The sequence below is a fragment of the Stenotrophomonas sp. 05N37 genome, from assembly GCF_056397365.1.
The window spans coordinates 19,213-36,785 of record NZ_JBFTNG010000006.1 but is presented as its reverse complement, the minus strand read 5'-3'; the positions used below and the strand labels follow the sequence as shown (position 1 = coordinate 36,785).

At 69.6% G+C, this 17,573-nt stretch carries 15 protein-coding genes; all 15 read right to left on the bottom strand.

Annotation, left to right across the window (positions count from 1 at the left end):
- Positions 1 to 261 precede the first annotated feature (261 nt).
- The 15 genes from AC1DGC_RS15855 to AC1DGC_RS15785 all read right to left on the bottom strand — a co-directional run bounded on the left by AC1DGC_RS15855 (position 262) and on the right by AC1DGC_RS15785 (position 17,572).
- Entirely contained in the window at positions 262 to 1,395 is a 1,134-nt protein-coding gene (locus AC1DGC_RS15855; protein ID WP_478048380.1) for a chemotaxis protein CheW, read from the bottom strand.
- A 386-nt stretch (positions 1,396 to 1,781) separates the two neighbouring features.
- Complete coding sequence (locus AC1DGC_RS15850) at positions 1,782 to 2,564, bottom strand: ParA family protein (protein WP_259202518.1); 783 nt, start codon at positions 2,562 to 2,564, stop codon at positions 1,782 to 1,784.
- A gap of 5 nt (positions 2,565 to 2,569) precedes the next feature.
- Positions 2,570 to 3,565, bottom strand: coding sequence for a flagellar motor protein MotD (gene motD / locus AC1DGC_RS15845; RefSeq protein WP_478048316.1), 996 nt, complete (start codon positions 3,563 to 3,565; stop codon positions 2,570 to 2,572).
- 1 nt (position 3,566) lies between these two features.
- Positions 3,567 to 4,307: a flagellar motor protein gene (locus AC1DGC_RS15840; RefSeq protein ID WP_259202520.1), complete on the bottom strand. Its 741-nt coding sequence runs from the start codon at positions 4,305 to 4,307 to the stop codon at positions 3,567 to 3,569.
- Between the two features lie 89 nt (positions 4,308 to 4,396).
- Complete coding sequence (locus AC1DGC_RS15835) at positions 4,397 to 6,232, bottom strand: chemotaxis protein CheA (protein WP_478048315.1); 1,836 nt, start codon at positions 6,230 to 6,232, stop codon at positions 4,397 to 4,399.
- Positions 6,233 to 6,236: 4 nt separating this feature from the next.
- Positions 6,237 to 6,851, bottom strand: coding sequence for a protein phosphatase CheZ (locus AC1DGC_RS15830; protein ID WP_259202522.1), 615 nt, complete (start codon positions 6,849 to 6,851; stop codon positions 6,237 to 6,239).
- Complete coding sequence (cheY, locus tag AC1DGC_RS15825) at positions 6,851 to 7,243, bottom strand: chemotaxis response regulator CheY (protein WP_256776952.1); 393 nt, start codon at positions 7,241 to 7,243, stop codon at positions 6,851 to 6,853. The genes AC1DGC_RS15830 and cheY overlap by 1 nt, the downstream gene beginning before the upstream one ends.
- Before the next feature lie 16 nt (positions 7,244 to 7,259).
- Positions 7,260 to 8,006 (bottom strand): RNA polymerase sigma factor FliA, encoded by a 747-nt coding sequence (locus tag AC1DGC_RS15820; RefSeq protein WP_259202525.1) that lies wholly within the window; start codon positions 8,004 to 8,006, stop codon positions 7,260 to 7,262.
- Positions 8,003 to 8,890, bottom strand: coding sequence for a MinD/ParA family ATP-binding protein (locus tag AC1DGC_RS15815; RefSeq protein WP_259202527.1), 888 nt, complete (start codon positions 8,888 to 8,890; stop codon positions 8,003 to 8,005). Before AC1DGC_RS15815 ends, AC1DGC_RS15820 begins: the two co-directional genes overlap by 4 nt.
- Entirely contained in the window at positions 8,877 to 10,703 is a 1,827-nt protein-coding gene (flhF, locus tag AC1DGC_RS15810) for a flagellar biosynthesis protein FlhF (protein ID WP_478048314.1), read from the bottom strand. The genes AC1DGC_RS15815 and flhF overlap by 14 nt, the downstream gene beginning before the upstream one ends.
- Positions 10,704 to 10,856: 153 nt before the next feature.
- Complete coding sequence (gene flhA / locus AC1DGC_RS15805; RefSeq protein ID WP_259203511.1) at positions 10,857 to 12,938, bottom strand: flagellar biosynthesis protein FlhA; 2,082 nt, start codon at positions 12,936 to 12,938, stop codon at positions 10,857 to 10,859.
- A 23-nt stretch (positions 12,939 to 12,961) separates the two neighbouring features.
- Entirely contained in the window at positions 12,962 to 14,092 is a 1,131-nt protein-coding gene (gene flhB / locus AC1DGC_RS15800) for a flagellar biosynthesis protein FlhB (protein ID WP_259202530.1), read from the bottom strand.
- Between the two features lie 102 nt (positions 14,093 to 14,194).
- Complete coding sequence (locus AC1DGC_RS15795) at positions 14,195 to 16,327, bottom strand: putative bifunctional diguanylate cyclase/phosphodiesterase (RefSeq protein ID WP_259202531.1); 2,133 nt, start codon at positions 16,325 to 16,327, stop codon at positions 14,195 to 14,197.
- A 178-nt stretch (positions 16,328 to 16,505) separates the two neighbouring features.
- A complete protein-coding gene (fliR, locus tag AC1DGC_RS15790; RefSeq protein ID WP_394163762.1) occupies positions 16,506 to 17,297 on the bottom strand; it encodes a flagellar biosynthetic protein FliR in 792 nt (263 codons plus the stop codon).
- A 5-nt stretch (positions 17,298 to 17,302) separates the two neighbouring features.
- The gene (locus AC1DGC_RS15785) at positions 17,303 to 17,572 is read right to left on the bottom strand and encodes a flagellar biosynthetic protein FliQ (RefSeq protein WP_038688486.1); all 270 of its coding nucleotides are present in this window, start codon (positions 17,570 to 17,572) and stop codon (positions 17,303 to 17,305) included.
- Position 17,573 lies beyond the last annotated feature (1 nt).

The window sequence follows — 17,573 nt, the reverse complement described above, 5'->3', positions numbered from 1 at the left end:
TCCGGACAAACGGTTCCGAGGTTTATAACGGCCCAAAGCGGGGAAGCTTTAGGGGGACGGGCCAAGGGATCTTCACCGTTAGGGGAAACCGCCCGGTAGCGCGAGCCCTTGGAAGGCGGCGCGGCAGCGCAACGGAGCCGTCCGGGCGCCATCGGGCGGTGCTGGCGCCGGGTCGGAGAGCAGCCACGCATGGCGTGGCGCTACCGGGGACCGGGTGCCGAGGTGGAGCAAGGCCCTGGGGGGCTGCCCTGCAGATGGCGGTCAATTCAACAGCTGGGTCGCATCGAGCAGGATCATCGGCTGTGCGGTGACCCGCGCCACGCCGCGGAACAGGTCGTTGGAAATCTGGCAGATGCGCGCGGTATCGGGCGGTTCGATCTGCGAGTCGGTGAGGTTGGCGACATCCTCCACCGCCGACACGCGCAGGCCCATGGTTTCGCCATCTTCCTCCAGCACCACGATGCGGGTGTTGGCGTCGTCCTGGGCCGGGCCGGCGCCGAGGTGGATGCCCAGGTCCATGACCGGCACCACCTGGCCGCGCAGGTTCATGATGCCCAGCATCGCCGAGGCGGTGCCGCGCAGCGGCAGCAGGGGTACCGGCAGCACTACTTCCTGCACCTTCAGCAGTTCCAGCGCATAGGCCTGGGCGCCGCAGCGCAGGCGCAACCAGCGCGAGGTGCGTTCGCTGGCGCGGCGGCTCTCGCGCGGGCTGGAGGCCGGGTTCTGCGCCTGCGCCTGCAGTTCCTGCCAGCTGCCCGGGCGGGTGTGGGCCGGGGCGGGGGCGGCGGCACGGGCGCTGGGCGCGGACAGGGGCATCGTCGTCGGCATGGGGCGGGCGGCAGGCAGCGGGGCGGGAGCGGGGGCAACGGGAGCCGGGGCGATCGGTGCCGGCGCCGGTGCGGCGGCCTTGGGCGGTGCGCTGTCGTGCAGCACCTCGTCAGGCAGATCGTCCCAGCTGGGGCGGCCGGCCTCGGCAGCGGCAGGAGCAGCCGAGCGTGGCTCGGCTCTACCGGGCGAGGTGGGAGTTTCGTGAGCGGACGCGCGGTTATCGACCGGCGGGCCGAGCGCGGGGTCGTTCATCAGTTCGTCGAGCAGCGCGAGGTTGGCCGGGCTGCCGGGTGACGTCGGCGTGTCGTGCGCGGTCGCGATGCTCTCGACCGGCGGGCCTAGCGCGGGGTCGTTCATCAGTTCGTCGAGCAGCGCGAGGTTGGCCGGGGAGCCAGGTGACGTCGGCGTGTCGTGCGCGGTCGCGATGCTCTCGACCGGCGGGCCCAGCGCGGGGTCGTTCATCAGTTCGTCGAGCAGCGCGAGGTTGGCCGGGGAGCCGGGCGAGGTCGGCGTGTCGTGCGCGGTCGCGACGCTCTCGACCGGCGGGCCCAGCGCGGGGTCGTTCATCAGTTCGTCGAGCAGCGCGAGGTTGGCGGGGCTGCCGGGCGAGGTCGGCGTGTCGTGCGAGGCCGCGAGGCTGTCGACCGGAGGACCCAGGGCCGGATCGTTCATCAGCTCGTCGAGCAGCGCCAGATGGGCCGGCGCGCCCGGTGAGGTCGGGGTGTCGTGGCCGACCGCAACGGCCGCGTCCGGCGCAGGCGCAGCCTCGACGTCGCCGGCAGCCGACCCGGCAAATTCGGCACTGATCGCCAGGGCGACACCGGCTGCTTCAGCGCCGTCCTGGGCGGCCACCGCCGCCGCCGGGGCGACGGACAGTTCCTCCCGAGCGGGCGCGGCGGGCACGGCATCGCCGAGCAGCTGCTCCAGGTAGTCGTCGAGCACGCCGGCGGTGTTCATGCCGCGCGCTCCATCTGCAGCGCGTCGTCGGCCAGGATCCATTCCAGCGCACGCCGGTACGCGGCCAGGCCGCGACCGGGGTAGTCCTCCGACTGCGGCGGCACGGTCAGGCTGGCCGCGTTGCAGATGCGGGTGTCCACCGGGATCGCGTCTTCCCACACGCGCTGGCCGTGCTTGTCCTGCATCAGCTTGACCGTCTCGTTGCCGGCGCGGGTGCGGCGATCGAACAGGGTCGGCAGGATCGACATCGGCAGGGGACGGCGGCGCGAGCGCTCGACCATTTCACCGGTGCGGACCATGCCATCGAGGCCGTGCAATGCCAGCGGCTCGGCCTGGGTGGGGATGATCAGGCGGTCGGCCGCGGCCAGCGCGTTGATCATCAGCAGCCCCAGGGTGGGCGCGCAATCGAGCAGGATGTAATCGTGTTGCCCATGGTGGCGGGCCAGGGCGTTCTGCAGGGCCAGGCCGAGGCCGGGCTGGTTGGCGCTGCGTCGCTCCAGGGTGGCCAGCGCGGCTTGCGCGCAGACGTAGTCCAGGCCCGGGATGTCGCTGCGATGGCCGAGGGTGCCCAGCTCGGCCGGCGGTGCGCCGAACAGTTCCAGCACGCCCTGCGGCGGCGGGTCCAGCGGCACGCCGAAGGCGCGGGTCAACGAAGAGTGCGGATCGAGGTCGATCAACAGCACGCGGTGGCCGAGCGTGGCCAGGCCACGGCCCAGGGCCAGGGTGGTGGTGGTCTTGCCCACGCCGCCCTTCTGATTGGCGATTGCCCAGATGCGCATTCGGTTCACTCCTTCATTGCAGGGGGAACGGCGGCGCCAACGCGGCTGCCGGCCGGCACCGGTGGCAACTGCACCGGGGCGAGGGGGGGTACGGAGGGGGTGGTCGGCCTGGCGGTTGGCGGCGCGTCGGTCTGCGCGCTGAGCTGCGGCCCGATCGGGTCTGCGCCGCGCGTGGTGTCGGCCAGGACGATGACCATGACGCGGCGGTTGCGGTTGCGCCCTTCGGCGGTCGCGTTGTCCTCGCGCGGGCGGAACTGGCCGTAACCCACCATGGCCAGCCGCGCCGGCTGCAGGCCCTGGTCGGCGAACAGGTGCACTACGCTGGCCGCGCGCCCGGCCGAGAGTTCCCAGTTGGAGGGGAACAGCGAGGTGGCGATCGGGACGTTGTCGGTGTGGCCTTCCACGCGCACGCCGTTGGGCGCATCGCGCAGGACCTGGGCCAGCGTGGAGAGCGTGTCGCGCGCGTGCACGTCCAGCGTGGCCGAGCCGGTCGGGAACAGGATGTCGCTGTTGATCTCCACCTCGATCCACAGCTCGGTGCGGCGCACGGTGATCATGCCGCGCTCGATCAGCGGGGCCAGCGTGGCGGTGAGCTTGTCGGCGATGGTGTTGAGCTGGCGCTCGGCACGCTGCAGCTGTTCCTGGTTGCGCACCGAGACCGGCATGCGCATCTGCGAGGCCATCGCCGGCAGCAGGGTGGGGTCGTTGGAGGGCGAGGGCGCGGAGGGGCCGACGCGGTTGCCGGCCTTGATCACCGACGGGCTGTCCCAGCCGCCGCCCTGCACCTGCTGGTTGCCCACCTGCACCGGGTTGATGGTGCGCGGCGCGCCGCCGAAGGCGGTGGTCAGCGCATCGGCCATGACCCGGTACTTGCCCTCGTTGAGCGAGGAGATGGCGTACATCACCACGAAGAAGGCGAGCAGCAGCGTCATGAGGTCGGCATAGGGGATCGCCCAGGCCTCATGGTTGGCATGCTCTTCGTGGTGCTTGCGGCGGGCCATGTCAGTGCAGGAATCCGGACAGGTTGGTTTCGATGTTGCGCGGGTTCTCGCCCTGGGCGATGGAGATCAACCCTTCGATGATCATTTCGCGGTCGCGGCTGTTGTGGTGGATCACGCTCTTGAGCTTGGCCGACACCGGCAGGAACAGCAGGTTGGCCGAGGCGATGCCGTAGATGGTGGCAGTGAAGGCGGCGGCGATGCCGTGGCCGAGCTTGCTCGGGTCGGCCAGGTTCTTCATCACCGCGATCAGGCCGAGCACGGCGCCGATGATGCCCAGCGTCGGCGCATAGATGCCCATGCCCTCGAACACCTTGGACGCGGCCAGGTCCTGGTGCTCCTGGCTGCTCAGCTCGATTTCCATCATGTGCCGGATGGTCTCCGGCTCGACGCCGTCCACCAGCAACTGCAGGCCCTTGCGAAGGAACGGGTCGCTCTGCGCGTCCACCTGCGCTTCCAGGCCCAGCAGGCCCTGGCGACGGGCGATGTTGCTCCAGTCGACGATCTGCCGGATCAGCTCATGGCGGTCGCTGCTCGGCGGCAGGATCACCCAGCGCACGATCTTGAAGGCGTGCTTGAACACCGCCGGCGAGGTGTGCAGCAGGATCGAGGCGATGGTGCCCACGATCACGATCACGAATGCCGCCGGCGACCACAGCGACGCCAGGCCGGCCCCCTTGAGGATGCTGCCGCCGACCAGCGAGGCCAGGGCGAGGAAAAGTCCAATGAGGCTGAGTCTGTCCATGGGTCCGTTATCGGCTTGTGTGAATGGGACTTGAGACACCGACGGCGGCAGGTGTTGCAGCGGTCACACTTTTGCAGGGGGCAGGGCGGTCAATCGTGCGGGGTGCGCAGCCCGTCCACGTCCAGGATCAGCGACATCCGTCCGTCGCCGATCAGGGTCGCGCCGGCATAGCCGCGCAGCCCGCGCAGAGCCTTGGGCAGTGGCTTGATCACCACTTCCTCGCGGCCGCGGACCTGGTCCACCACCAGACCGAAGCGTGCTTCGCCGGCCTGCAGCACCACGATGGTGAGCAGCGGCGAGGCGGCCGGCTCCACCGCCAGCCAATGGCGCAGGTCCACCAGCGGCAGGGTGTGCGACTTGCGGTCCAGCACGGCGCGGCCGTCGAACCAGCCCAGCGAGGTATTGGGCGCGTGCAGCACTTCCATCACGCGCGCCAGTGGCAGGGCGTAGACGTCCTCGCCGGCCTGCACCAGCAGGGTGGGCAGGATGGCCAGGGTGAGCGGGACGCGGATCATGAAGCGGCTGCCGCGGCCCAGTTCGGACTGGATCTGGATCTGGCCGCTGAGTTCGCGGATGCGCGACTGCACCACGTCCATGCCGACGCCACGGCCGGAAATATCGGTCACTTCCTGCTTGGTCGAGAAGCCGGGCAGGAACACCAGGTGCAGGCATTCCTCGCTGCTCAGGCGGGCAGCGGCTTCGGGATCGATCAGGCCCTTCTCGCGCGCCTTCTGGCGCAGCCGTTCCGGATCGATGCCGGCGCCGTCATCCTGCACTTCGATGCTGACGTAGTCGCCTTCCTGCTGCGCCGACAGGCGCACGTGGCCGCTGCGCAGCTTGCCCTGGGCTTCGCGCAGCTCCGGGGTTTCGATGCCATGGTCGATGGCGTTGCGGACCAGGTGCACCAGCGGGTCGGCGAGCGCTTCGACCAGGTTGCGGTCCAGTTCGGTTTCCGCGCCGACCAGCTCCAGCTCGACTTCCTTCTTCAGGTTGCGGGCGACGTCGCGGGCGACCTTGGGGAAGCGCGAGAACACCTTGCCCACCGGTTGCATGCGGGTGCGCATCACCGCCGACTGCAGGCGCGCGGTGGCGATGTCCAGGGTGGACACGGCGCGGTCGAGTTCTTCGTCGTGCAGGCGCGCGCGCAGGGTCTTGAGGCGGTTGCGCGAGAGCACCAGTTCGCCGATCAGGTTGACGATGGCGTCCAGGCGCTTGGTGTCCACGCGCACGGTGTGCTCGGCTTCGGTCACCGGCTTGTTGGCCGCCGGCTTGGCCGGCAGGGCCGGGGCGGCGGCGGGCGCGCGCGGCGCCGGTGCGGCGGCCACGGCCTTGGCGCCCGGGGCGGCGCCGCCGTGCAGCTGGTCCAGCAGGGCCTCGAATTCGTCTTCGCCGATCAGGCCGTCATTGGCCTTGTTCGCCGGCACCACGGCGGTGGGCGCGGCGCCGCCGTGCAACGTGTCGAGCAGGGCCTCGAACTCGTCGTCGGTGATCAACTCGCCGCTGGTCGGTGCCGCCGCAGCGGCGGCCACCGGTGCCGGCGTGGCCGGCCCGTTGACGTCGAACTGCGCGATCAGCTCCGGCGGCGCATAGCCGGGCTCGGTGCCGGCCGAGACCGAATCGAGCATCGACTGCAGGTAGTCCAGCGATTGCTGGGCCGCATCGAAGTGATGGGCCTGCAGCACCGCCTTGCCCGACCGCGCCATGCCCAGGGTTTCCTCGGCGGCGTGGCACAGTTCGACCATCGCCTGGATGCCGAGGAACCCGGCACCGCCCTTGAGGGTGTGGAAGCCGCGGAACACCGCGTTGAGCTGGTCGCTGTCCTGGGGCGACTGCTCCAGCGACACCAGCTGTTCGCCGAGGCGATCCAGGATTTCCTGGGCCTCGAGGATGAAATCGGCGGCAATATCGTCTGGAACAGCGCTCATGGTGTTACAGCCCCAAATCGGAAAGCAGGTCGTCAGCGTCGACCTGTGACACCTGGTGGCGATCCAGACCGTTCACGGCCGGGCCGGCCAGGCCGTTGTCGCGCTTGTGCGCGCTGTCGTCCTGCGGCGGCAGGCCGAGCGCGCCGAAGCCCTCGTGCACGCGGCGCACGATGCCCACCACGCGGCGGATGATCTGCCCGGTCAGGTCCTGGTAGCTCTGGGTGAGCGCGATCTCGGTGAGGTTGTGGCGGATCCGGTCCAGCTGCTGGTCCTGGTCGGCCGTCAAGCCATTGGCGCGCAGCTGCTCGGTGAGCGTGCGGCATTCCTCGGCCAGGTCCAGGGTGCGGTGGGTGGCCTGCTCGGTCATCGCCACCACGTGGTCCAGGCGTGCGCAGGCATCGTCCAGTTCGCCGGCCTCGCTGGGCAGGCTGGGCAGTTCGCCCAACGCCTGGCCCAACTCGCGGGCGAGCCGGTTCAGCCCGGCCATCATCGGCTGGGTACGCAACGCGGCCAGCGCGTCGATTTCCCGCCGCCAGCCGGCTTCGTCGCCGCTTTCCAGCGCGGCCAGGGCATCCTGCAGGCGCTGCACCAGCGCCGATTTGTCGCGGAGGGTTTCCATCAGGCGCTCGCCGCCAGGCGTTCGAAGATCTTGCCGAGCTTTTCTTCCAGGGTCTGGGCGGTGAAAGGCTTGATGATGTAGCCGTTGACGCCGGACTGGGCCGCTTCGATGATCTGCTCGCGCTTGGCTTCGGCGGTCACCATCAGCACCGGCAACGTCTTCAGCTTGGCGTCGGCGCGGATCGCCTTGAGCAGGTCGATCCCGGTCATCACCGGCATGTTCCAGTCGGTGACCACGAAATCGAACGACTGGCTCTGCAACAGAGACAGCGCGGCATGCCCGTCCTCGGCTTCGGCCGTATTGGTGAAGCCCAGATCGCCCAGCAGGTTCTTGACGATACGACGCATGGTCGAGAAATCGTCGACGATCAGGATACGCATGTTCTTGTTCAAAGCACTTTCCTCGGTATCAATGGTTCTCGAGGCCGGCGTCGGCCGCCTCGAAGATCTTCAGTCGGCCACGCAGGCGCAGGACCGCCTGGCCGTGGATCTGGCAGACGCGCGACTCGCTGACACCGAGTACCGCGCCGATCTCCTTCAGATTCAGTTCCTGCTCGTAGTACAGCGACAGCACCAGCTGCTCGCGCTCGGGCAGCAGCCCGATCGCATTGCCCAGCTCGCGGCCGAATTCGCCGCGCTCAAGCACCTGCTGCGGGGTCGGGCCACCCTGGGCGACGGTATCCAGCTCGCCCTGGTCTTCGATCCGAGACTCCAGGCTCAGCACCTGGCCGCGCGCGGCGTCTTCCATCAGCCGCAGGTAGTCCGGCAGGGGCATGTCCATCGCCGCGGCCACTTCGGTGGCGCTGGCGGCACGGCCGGTGCTCTGCTCCAGGCGGCGGATGGTGGAGGCGGCGTCGCGGGCGCGGCGGTGCACCGAACGCGGCACCCAGTCGCCGCGGCGGATCTCGTCGATCATCGAGCCGCGGATGCGGATCGAGGCATAGGTTTCGAACGAGGCGCCCTGGTCGGCGTCGTAGCTGCGCGAGGCCTCGATCAGGCCCATCATGCCGGCCTGGATGAGGTCATCCACTTCCACGCTCGCCGGCAACCGGGCGGCCAGGTGATGGGCGATCCGCCGGACCAGGTCGGAGTGCTGTGCGATGCACTCGTTGGCGGCCGTGCGTTGCACCTCTTTGTATTGTGCGGCGCCTTTCATGCGGTCACCCCGCGTTGCTTGAGGATGCGTTCCAGGAAGAATTCGACCCCGCCTCGCGGCTCGGTCGGTGCCTGCCAGCGGGCGGTGCGGCGGGCGATCTCGGTGATCGCCTGCGCGGCCGGGCTGGACGGGTAGGCCTTGACCACCGGCTGCTGGCGCTGCACCGACAGGCGCAGCCAGTCGTCCTGCGGCACGCAGCCCAGGTAGTTGAGCGAGACATCAGCGAGGAATTTCTCGCAGACCCGGGTCAGCTTTTCGTAGAGCACGCGGCCTTCGTTGGGGTCGCGGACCATGTTGGCCACCACCTGGATACGGTCCACGCCGCGCTCGCGCGAGAGCACCTTGATCAGCGCATAGGCGTCGGTGATCGAGGCCGGCTCGTCGCAGACCACCACCACGGTGTCCTGCGCGGCCTGGCAGAAGGTCAGCACGCCGTCGGTGATGCCGGCGGCGGTGTCCACCACCATGAAGTCCAGCTCACGCTCCAGTTCGGAGAACACGTTGACCAGGCCCACGTGCTCGGCCGGCTGCAGCTCGGCCATGTGGCGGCGGCCGGACGCGGCCGGCACCACCAGCACGCCGCCCGGGCCTTCCAGGATCACTTCTTCCAGGGTGCAGCGCCCGGCGACCAGGTCGGCCAGGGTCACCTTGGGCTGCAGGCCCAGGATCACGTCGATGTTGGCCAGCCCGAGATCGGCGTCCAGCAGCAGCGTGCGCTTGCCCATGTCGGCGAGCGCCACGGCCAGGTTGGCCGACACGTTGGTCTTGCCCACGCCGCCCTTGCCGCCGGTGACGGCGATGGTGCGCACGGGGCCCAGCGGCTGGCTGCGGGTGGCCGACAGCGGGAAGGTCTTGGTCAGCTTGGCATACTCACGCGACGGCATGGTTCAACTCCGGGTTGCAGGGCATATCGGCCGCGCGGCGCAAATCTTCAAGGCGAAGTACAAGATTGGCCGCACTGGCCCGGTGCAGGTCTTCGGGAACGTCCTGGCCATCGGTGACCCAGGTGATCGGCAGGCGGTGGTCCACGGCCACCGACAGGGCGGTGCCGAAGCGGCCGGTTTCGTCCAGCTTGCTCAGCACCACGCCCTGCGGGTTGGCGGCGCTGAAGCGGCGGACCACTTCGTCCATGTCGCCAAAGCTGGTGTTGGCCGGCAGCACCAGCAGGGTGCGGATCTGCTGGGCGGCGCGCAGCCAGTGCAGCTGGGCAGCCAGGGCGCGGTCGCGCGGGCCCAGCCCGGCGGTGTCGATCAGCACCAGCTTGTAGTCCTGCAGGCGCTCCAGCAGCTGGTTGAGGTCGCTGCCGCTGTTGGCCTCGTGCACCGCGATGCCGAGCTGGCGGCCGAAGCCGTAGAGCTGCTCGCGGGCGCCGATGCGGCCGGTGTCGGTGGTGACCAGGGCCACGTCGCGGGCGGCGTGCTTCTCGGCGAAGCGGGAGGCCAGCTTGGCGATGGTGGTGGTCTTGCCGGCGCCGGTTGGGCCGACCAGGGCGATGACGCCGCCCGATTCCAGCGGGTCGACCGGGGCGATCGGCAGCTTCTTGGACAGCAGGCCGAGCATCAGCCCGCGGCCGCGGTGGGCTTCGGTGTCCAGCGGGATCTGCATGGCCACGTCGCGGCTGATGCCGGCGTCGAAGCCGTATTCGTCCATCAGGTCCAGGGCGGCGGCACGCACCGGCGAGCCGCGCAGGCGTTCGTCGGTGAAGCGGTGCATCTCGCGTTCGATCACCTGGCGCATGCCGGCCACTTCATGGCGCAGTTGGCGCAGTTCTTCGTCATCGCGCGGCACCACCACCAGCTCGGCGGCGGGCAGCGGCTGGGCCTGGGCCGGTTCGGCGAGAACCGGCAGGGCCACCGGCGCGGTTGCGACCGGTGCGCTGCCAACCTGTTCCTGGACCATGGCCGGCGCGTCCAGACGCGGCTCGAATGCCATCGGGGCCGGCACGGCGGCCTGCACCGGTGCCGGTGCGGCGACCATGGCCGGGGCCGCAACCGGAGCCGGGATCGCGACCGCGGCCGGGATCGCCGGCACGGTGACGCTCACCGGCAGCGGCGGCATCGCCACCTGTGCCGCAGGCACGTGCATCTGGAAGTGCGGTTCGTCGTCCAGCGGCGGGTCGATGATGAAGCGCGCGCGGTTGATCGGTGCCGGTGCGGCGACCGGTGCAGCCTCGACGATCGCGGCCAGCGTCTCCACCGGCGCCGGGGAGGCGGCCGCGGCCTGTTCGACGTTGAACGGGGCGAAGATCTGCTCCGGCAGTGCGGCGGCGCGCAGCGACGGGGCGACGGCCTGCGCCAGGGTGGCGGCAAAGCCGGTGCTGCCGCGCGGCGGCACGATTTCGTTGGCCGAATCCAGGGTGCGACCGGTCGCGCCGACCGCGGCGCGGGCCAGCGCGGCCACGGCGGAGGTGGTGGCGGCCACCGGCTCTGCGACGGCGACCGGCTTGCGGCGGGTCACCGCGGCGATCACCGCATCGGCGGCATTGCGCGGTCGCGGTGCCGGCGCCGGCGCCACATCCTTGCGGGCCGCTTCCAGGGCACGCTGCACGGCGCCTTCGTCATAGTTCGCCGCGGCCACGATCTCCACGCCTTCCTCGATCCGCCGGTTGGACAGGATCACCGCATCAGGACCGTGTTCCTTGCGTACCAGGTTCATGGCCGAGCGCATATCGGAGGCGACGAAGCGTTTGATTTTCATGCTGTGGTACCGGGACTGGGGCGGCGGGGTGGTGGAAGGGAAGCGCTGGTTGTCGGTGGTCTGCACGGTCCGGGTTTCCCTTTATGTCCTGCTGCGTTGATATCGAATGGGGGTGTGTCTGTTTTCTGGCGCATCACCGTCGGGGTTCCGGCGTCAGCTGATCGTGCCGACCAGCTTCAACCGTTTGTCCTCGGGGACCTCGCTGTAGGCCAGCACCGACAGCGAGGGGACGCTGTGGCGCACCAGCCGTGCCAGCGCGGCACGCACCGGGCCCGGTACCAGCACGACCGCCGGCTCGTTCTTCGCTTCCTGCTTGCCGACGCATTCGGCCAGGCTTTGATGCAGTCGCTCGGCGAGTCCGGGTTCCAGCGCGGCGCCGTTGCCCTGCGTGGACTCCTGCAAGACGCGTTCCAGTTGTGGGTTGAGGGTGAACACCGGCAGCTCCGCCGACATCCCGGCGATCTCCTGCACGATGAAACGGCCCAGCGCGTTGCGCACCGCCGCGGTCAGCACCGAGGGGTCCTGGCTGTTGGGCGCGTTCTCGACCAGCGACTCGACGATCTTGCGCAGCTGGCGGATCGGAATGCGCTCGATCAGCAGGTTCTGCAGCACCCGCACCACCGCCGACAGCGGCAGCGACTTGGGCGTGAGGTCTTCGACCAGCTTGGGCGCGCTCTTGGCCAGGTTGGCCAGCAGCTGCTGCACTTCTTCGTGGCCGAGCAGCTCGGGGGCGTGTTCGCGGATCAGGTGCGACAGGTGGGTGGCCACCACCGTGGCCGGGTCGACCACGGTGTAGCCCATCGATTCGGCGTGCGCGCGCTGGTGCGGCTGGATCCAGGTGGCGTCCAGGCCGAAGGCCGGGTCCTTGCCGGCGATGCCGTCCAGTGTGCCCAGGGCGCTGCCCGGGTCGAGCGCGAGTTCGCGGTCGGGGTGGATGTCGGCGGTGGCCACCGGCACGCCGTGGATCAGCAGGCGGTAGCCGCTGGCCGGCAGTTCCAGGTTGTCGCGGATGTGCACCGAGGGAATCAGGAAGCCGATGTCGTGGGTGAGCTTGCGGCGCACGCCCTTGATCCGCGCCATCAATTCGCCGCCCTGGTTCTTGTCCACCAGCGGGATCAGCCGGTAGCCCACTTCCAGGCCCAGCGGGTCGACCGGGCGCAGTTCGTCCCAGGTCAGCTCGGCGGTGGGCGAGGGCGCCGCGCCGGGCAGGCCCAGGGTTTCGCCGCGGCCGGCGGCCGGGGTCTCGGCGACGCGCTCTGCGGCGGTGCTCTTCTTCCAGGCCTTCCAGGCCACGAAGCCGAGGATGGCGGCCAGCGTCAAGAAGGCGACGTTGGGCATGCCCGGGACCAGGCCGACCACGCCCATGATCGCCGCGGCGATGGTCAGCGCACGGTACTGGCCGAACACCTGGCCCATCATGGCCTGTGCCATGTCCTGCGAGCGCGAGGCGCGGGTGACCAGCATGGCCACCGCCGAGGACACCAGCAGGGCGGGCAGCTGCGCCACCAGGCCGTCACCGATGGACAGCAGGGTGTAGGTCGCGGCGGCTTCGCCGAACGGCATGCCGTGCTGGAGCACGCCCACGGCCAGGCCGCCGAGCAGGTTGATGAACAGGATCAGGATGCCGGCGATGGCGTCGCCGCGGATGAACTTGCTGGCACCGTCCATCGCACCGTAGAAGTCCGCTTCCTCGCGCACTTCCTCGCGCCGGGCCTTGGCCTCCTCACGCGTCAGCAAACCGGCGTTGAGGTCGGCATCGATGGCCATCTGCTTGCCGGGCATGGCATCGAGGATGAAGCGGGCGGTCACTTCCGACACGCGCCCGGCACCCTTGGTGATGACCACGAAGTTGATGATGGTCAGGATCGCGAACACCACGATACCGACGGCGTAGTTGCCGCCGATCACGAACTCGCCGAACGCGGCGATCACCTTGCCGGCCGCCTCGTGGCCGTTCTGGCCGTTGAGCAGGATCACGCGGGTGGAGGCCACGTTCAGCGCCAGCCGCAGCATGGTGGTGATCAGCAGCACGATCGGGAAGATGGTGAAGTCCAGCGGGCGCTTCACGTACACCACCGCCAGCAGCACCATCAGCGAGATGGCGATGTTGAAGGTGAACAGCGCATCCAGCACCGGGGCGGCCAGCGGCACCACCACCATGGCCAGCAGCGCCAGCACGATCAGCGGGGCGCCCAGGCCGTTGCGGATCATGTCCAGGGCCTTGCGTGCGTTCATGCCGGCACCGGCGGGCTGGGCGCTCACGGGCGGCCTCCCGTGCCGAACTCATCCACATCGATGCTGGGCGCAGCCGGCATCGGCCCGCCGCGCCAGGTGCGCAGCTGGTACACGTAGGACAGAACCTGGGCCACGGCCGAATACAGTCTCACGGGAATTTCCTTTCCAAGTTGACCTTCCCGATACAAGGCGCGTGCCAAAGGCGGGGCGGAGACGATGGCGACCTTGTTGCCGTCGGCCACTTCACGGATGCGCAGGGCGGTTTCGTCCACGCCCAGGGCCACCACGGTGGGCGCGCCCATCTTGCCGCCCTCGTACTTGAGGGCCACCGCGTAGTGGGTGGGGTTGACCACCACCACGTCGGCGGTGGGCACCGCTTCCATCATCCGGCGGTTGGACAGCTGCTGCTGCAGCTGGCGGATGCGGCCCTTCACCTCGGGGCTGCCCTCGCTTTCCTTCATTTCCCGGCGCAGCTCTTCACGGGTCATCTTCAGCTTGCGCATCCAGTTCCAGCGCTGGTACGGCGCATCGATGGCGGCCAGCAGCATCATTGCCCCGCCGGTGGCCAGCATCAGCTTCAGGGTGAAGCCCAGGCCATGCACCATGGCCGCTTCCAGCGGCTGGTTGAGCAGGTCGCGCAGCGGCCGGATGCCGTGCCAGACCACCAGCCCGGCGGCGGTGCCGACGAAGGCGATGCGCAGCAGCGACTTGGTGAATTCGGCGATCGCCTCCGGGCCGTACAGGCGCTTCATGCCGGCCATCGGGCTGAGCCGGGTGAAATCGGGCACCAGCGACTTGTTGGACCAGCGCAACCCGCCCATCACCACCGGCGCCAGGAAACTGGCCAGGAGGCAGATGAGCACCAGCGGCCACATCGCCAGCAGCAGCTGCAGCAGCAGCTGGCCGAAGTGCCCGAACAGCGCCTGCGGATGCATGCGCAGGCCCGGTTCGGGGCTGAGCGCCAGCGTCATCCAGGCCTTGGCGCCGCTGCTGATGCTGCCCGAGTAGGCCATCAACGCCAGCACGCCGGCGCCGAACACCGCCGCCGTGGCCAACTCCCGCGAGCGCGGGATGTTGCCCTGCTCGCGGGCATCGCGCAGGCGTTTTTCGGTCGGTTGTTCGGTTTTTTCGCCGGCTTGTTCGTTCTCGGACATGGGCTGCACGACACGGGGGGGTACCCGGGGTGGTGCAAGAACCGTTCCGAGACGGGGCGTCGGACGTTCGCCGACGGTGGGCGGTCGGCCGGGGGCGCGACCCTACCGGCGGCTGGCGCTGCCGGTATAGCCGGCCGCCACCTCCACCCGCGGCCGGGGGTGGTCGTGCAGTTGCATGAAGCGCTGTGCGTCCACCGGGCGGCCCAGCAGGTAGCCCTGCAGGTAGTCGCAGCCCAGCCGCTCCAGGTAGGCGCGCTGCCCGGCGGTTTCCACGCCTTCGGCCACGATGTCCATGTCCAGCGCGTGGCCCAGGGCGACGATCGCCGAGACGATCACCACGTCTTCGGAGCTGTTTTCCAGGTCGCGCACGAACGCGTGGTCGATCTTGATCTCGGTGGCGGGCAGGCGCTTGAGGTACAGCAGGCTGGAATAGCCGGTGCCGAAATCATCGATGGAGATGCCCACGCCCAGGCTGGCCATCGCCTGCAACAGCCTGAGGCTGGCATCGGTGTCGCGCATCACCGTGCTTTCGGTGATCTCCAGCACCAGCCGCCGTGGCTCCAGGCGATGGGTCTGCAGGACCTGGCGCACCTCCTGCAGCAGGTGGGGGGAGCTGAACTGGATCGGCGAGAGGTTCACCGACACCGTCCAGCTGTCATGCCCGGCGTCCTGCCACTGGCGCAGCTGGCGGCAGGCCTCGTCCAGCGCCCAGCGGCCGATCTCGTTGATCACGCCGCTGCGCTCGGCCAGGCGGATGAAGCGGTCCGGCGGAATCAGGCCCTGCTGCGGATGGTGCCAGCGGATCAGCGCTTCGGCACCGCTGACGCCCTGGCCGGCCACGCGGATCTTTGGCTGGTAATGCAGGAACAACTGCTCGGTGCCGATGGCGCGGCGCAGGTCGGCCAGGAGCTGGAACTGCTGTTCGGCGCTGTCGTTCATCCAGTCGGCGAACACCGCGTAGGCGTTGCGGCCGGCCTCCTTGGCCTGGTACATCGCCGCGTCGGCGAAGGCCATCAACTGGCGCTCGCTGGCGGCGTGGTCGGGGCAGATCGCGATGCCGACGCTGGCGGTGACCTGCAGGTCGTGGTCGGGCAGCAACGGGCCGCCGCCGATCGCCTGCAGGATGCGGCTGGCCAGGGTGGCGATGTCCTCGTCGTTGTCGATGCGCACCACCAGCACGAACTCGTCGCCCCCCAACCGGGCCAGCACGTCGGACGGGCGCAGCAGGTGCCGGGTGCGCTCGGCGACCGCCACCAGCAGCGCATCGCCGGTCTGGTGGCCGTAGGCGTCGTTGACCTGCTTGAAGCCGTCCAGGTCCATGAACATCACCGCGAACCGGCTGCCGCGCTGCTCCGCTTCGGCCAGCGCGTTCTCGATGCGCTGTTGCAGCAGCAGGCGATTGGGCAGGCGGGTCAGCGGGTCGTGCAGGGCGGCCTGGGTCAGTTCCTGCTGCGCATCGTCCAGCGAACTGCGCAGGATGTCGTTGCGGATGCGCAGCAGCTGCGCCTGCATGCGCTGGTCCAGCCAGGACACGATCAACACCACGGCCAGGATCGCGGTGGTCAGCACCAGCACGATCGCCGCCAGCCACTGGGTCTGCAGCCCGTCGCCCGCCGCCGCCCCGCAGATGCTGCCGGCCTGGAAGCGGGCGGCGGCCATGCCGGTGTAGTGCATGCCCACGATGGCCGAGCCCAGCAGCACCGCCGGCAGCAGCCGGTGGCGCAGGCGGCGTTGGCTGAGGCGCAGGCGGAAGGCCACGAACAGCGCGCTCCAGGATGCGGCGAAGGCGATCAGCAGCGAAACCGCCAGCCACGCCGGGTCGTACTCGATACCCGGCTGCATGCGCATCGCCGCCATGCCCAGGTAGTGCATCGAGGCGATGCCGCTGCCCATCAGCAGCGCGCCCAGCGCCAGGCGGGTGTGCGGCAGGGTGGGGCGCGACACCAGCCATAACGCGAAGATGGAGGAGGCCAGGGCGGCCAGCAGCGAGATCGCGGTCCAGGCCAGGTCGTAGCCCAGGGGGATCGGCAGGCGGAAGGCGAGCATGCCGATGAAGTGCATCGACCAGATGCCCAGCCCCATCGCGCAGCCACCGCCAAGCAGCCACACCAGGCTCAGCCGCGTGCTGGGCGCGGTGGTGATGCGATTGGCCATGTCCAGCGCCGTGAACGAGGCGAGCATGGCGACCAGCAGCGAAACCACGACCAACCACGGTGTGTAGCTGCCGTCGAGCATCGATGACTCTCCTTGGTCAGCACATCTGCAATGGCGTTATGGCATGCAGGCCGCGCGTGCCTTTCCCCGGCGTGCGCGGCTCCCGGCCCGGCAACTGCGGGCGGTAGCGACAGCCTACCGCCAACGATGGGGGGGATCGCAAGTGTCGCGACGCATTATTTCGTGAGGGCTGCGTGAATCAATGGGTCACGCCGTCGGCGGCCTGGAAGGCGGCATCGAACAGGCGCTGCACCGGCGGTCCCATTTCCCCGGCCAGCACGGTGAGCAGGAACAGACCCAGCAGCAACGCCACCGGCAGGCCGAGCTGGATCGGGTTCAACGCCGGCGCCGCGCGTGCCAGCACGCCGAAGGCCAGGTTGATCGCCAGCATCGCCACGGTGAGCGGCAGCGCCAGCCCCAGCGCGCCACGGAATACCTGCAGGGCAAACGTCGGCGCGGCGCTCAGGAACGCGTTGATGTCGGGCAGGGAGGTGCCGATCGGCACGGCCTTGTAACTGTCCATCAGCAGCGAAATCAGCGCGAGGTGGCCATTGCTGGTGAAGAACAGCAGGCCGAACAGCAGGTAGAACCACTGCCCGATCACGCCGGAACTGCCGCCGCGCAGCGGGTCGCTCATCTGCGCGAAGGCCAGGCCGGTGCCTTGGGCGACCAGCTCGCCGGCCATCGCGCCGGCTTCGAATACCAGCCGCAGCAGGAAGCCGATCGACACGCCGATGGCCAGTTCGCGGGCAATGCTCAACACGGTGGCCGCATCGAAGCCGGACCAGGCCGGCACCGGCGGCAGCATCGGCGACAGCGCCACGGCCAGCGCGCCGGCCAGGACCACGCGTACCCGCGAGGGCACCGCGCGGGTCCCGATCAGTGGCATGGCCATGATCATCGCGCCGATGCGCAGCATGGTCCACAGGATGGTGCCGATCATGCCGAAGGCCTGCAGGCCGTCGGCCGCCATCTGGGTGGCCGAATCCATCGTGGCTACCCGATCAGGTGGGGAATGCGCTGGAACAGCAGCGTGGTGTACTCCACCAGCTGGCCGATCAGCAGGCTGCCGAGCGCGAACAACACCGCGGTCAAGGCCGCGGCCTTGGCGACGAAGGCGATGGTGGGCTCGTTGAGCTGGGTGGCGGCCTGCACCACGCCGACCACCACGCCCACGATGAGCACGGTGAGCAGCAGCGGACCGGCCACCCACAGCACCACGATCAGCCCACCGCGCAGTTCGGTGAGGGCGAGTTCGGGGGTCATG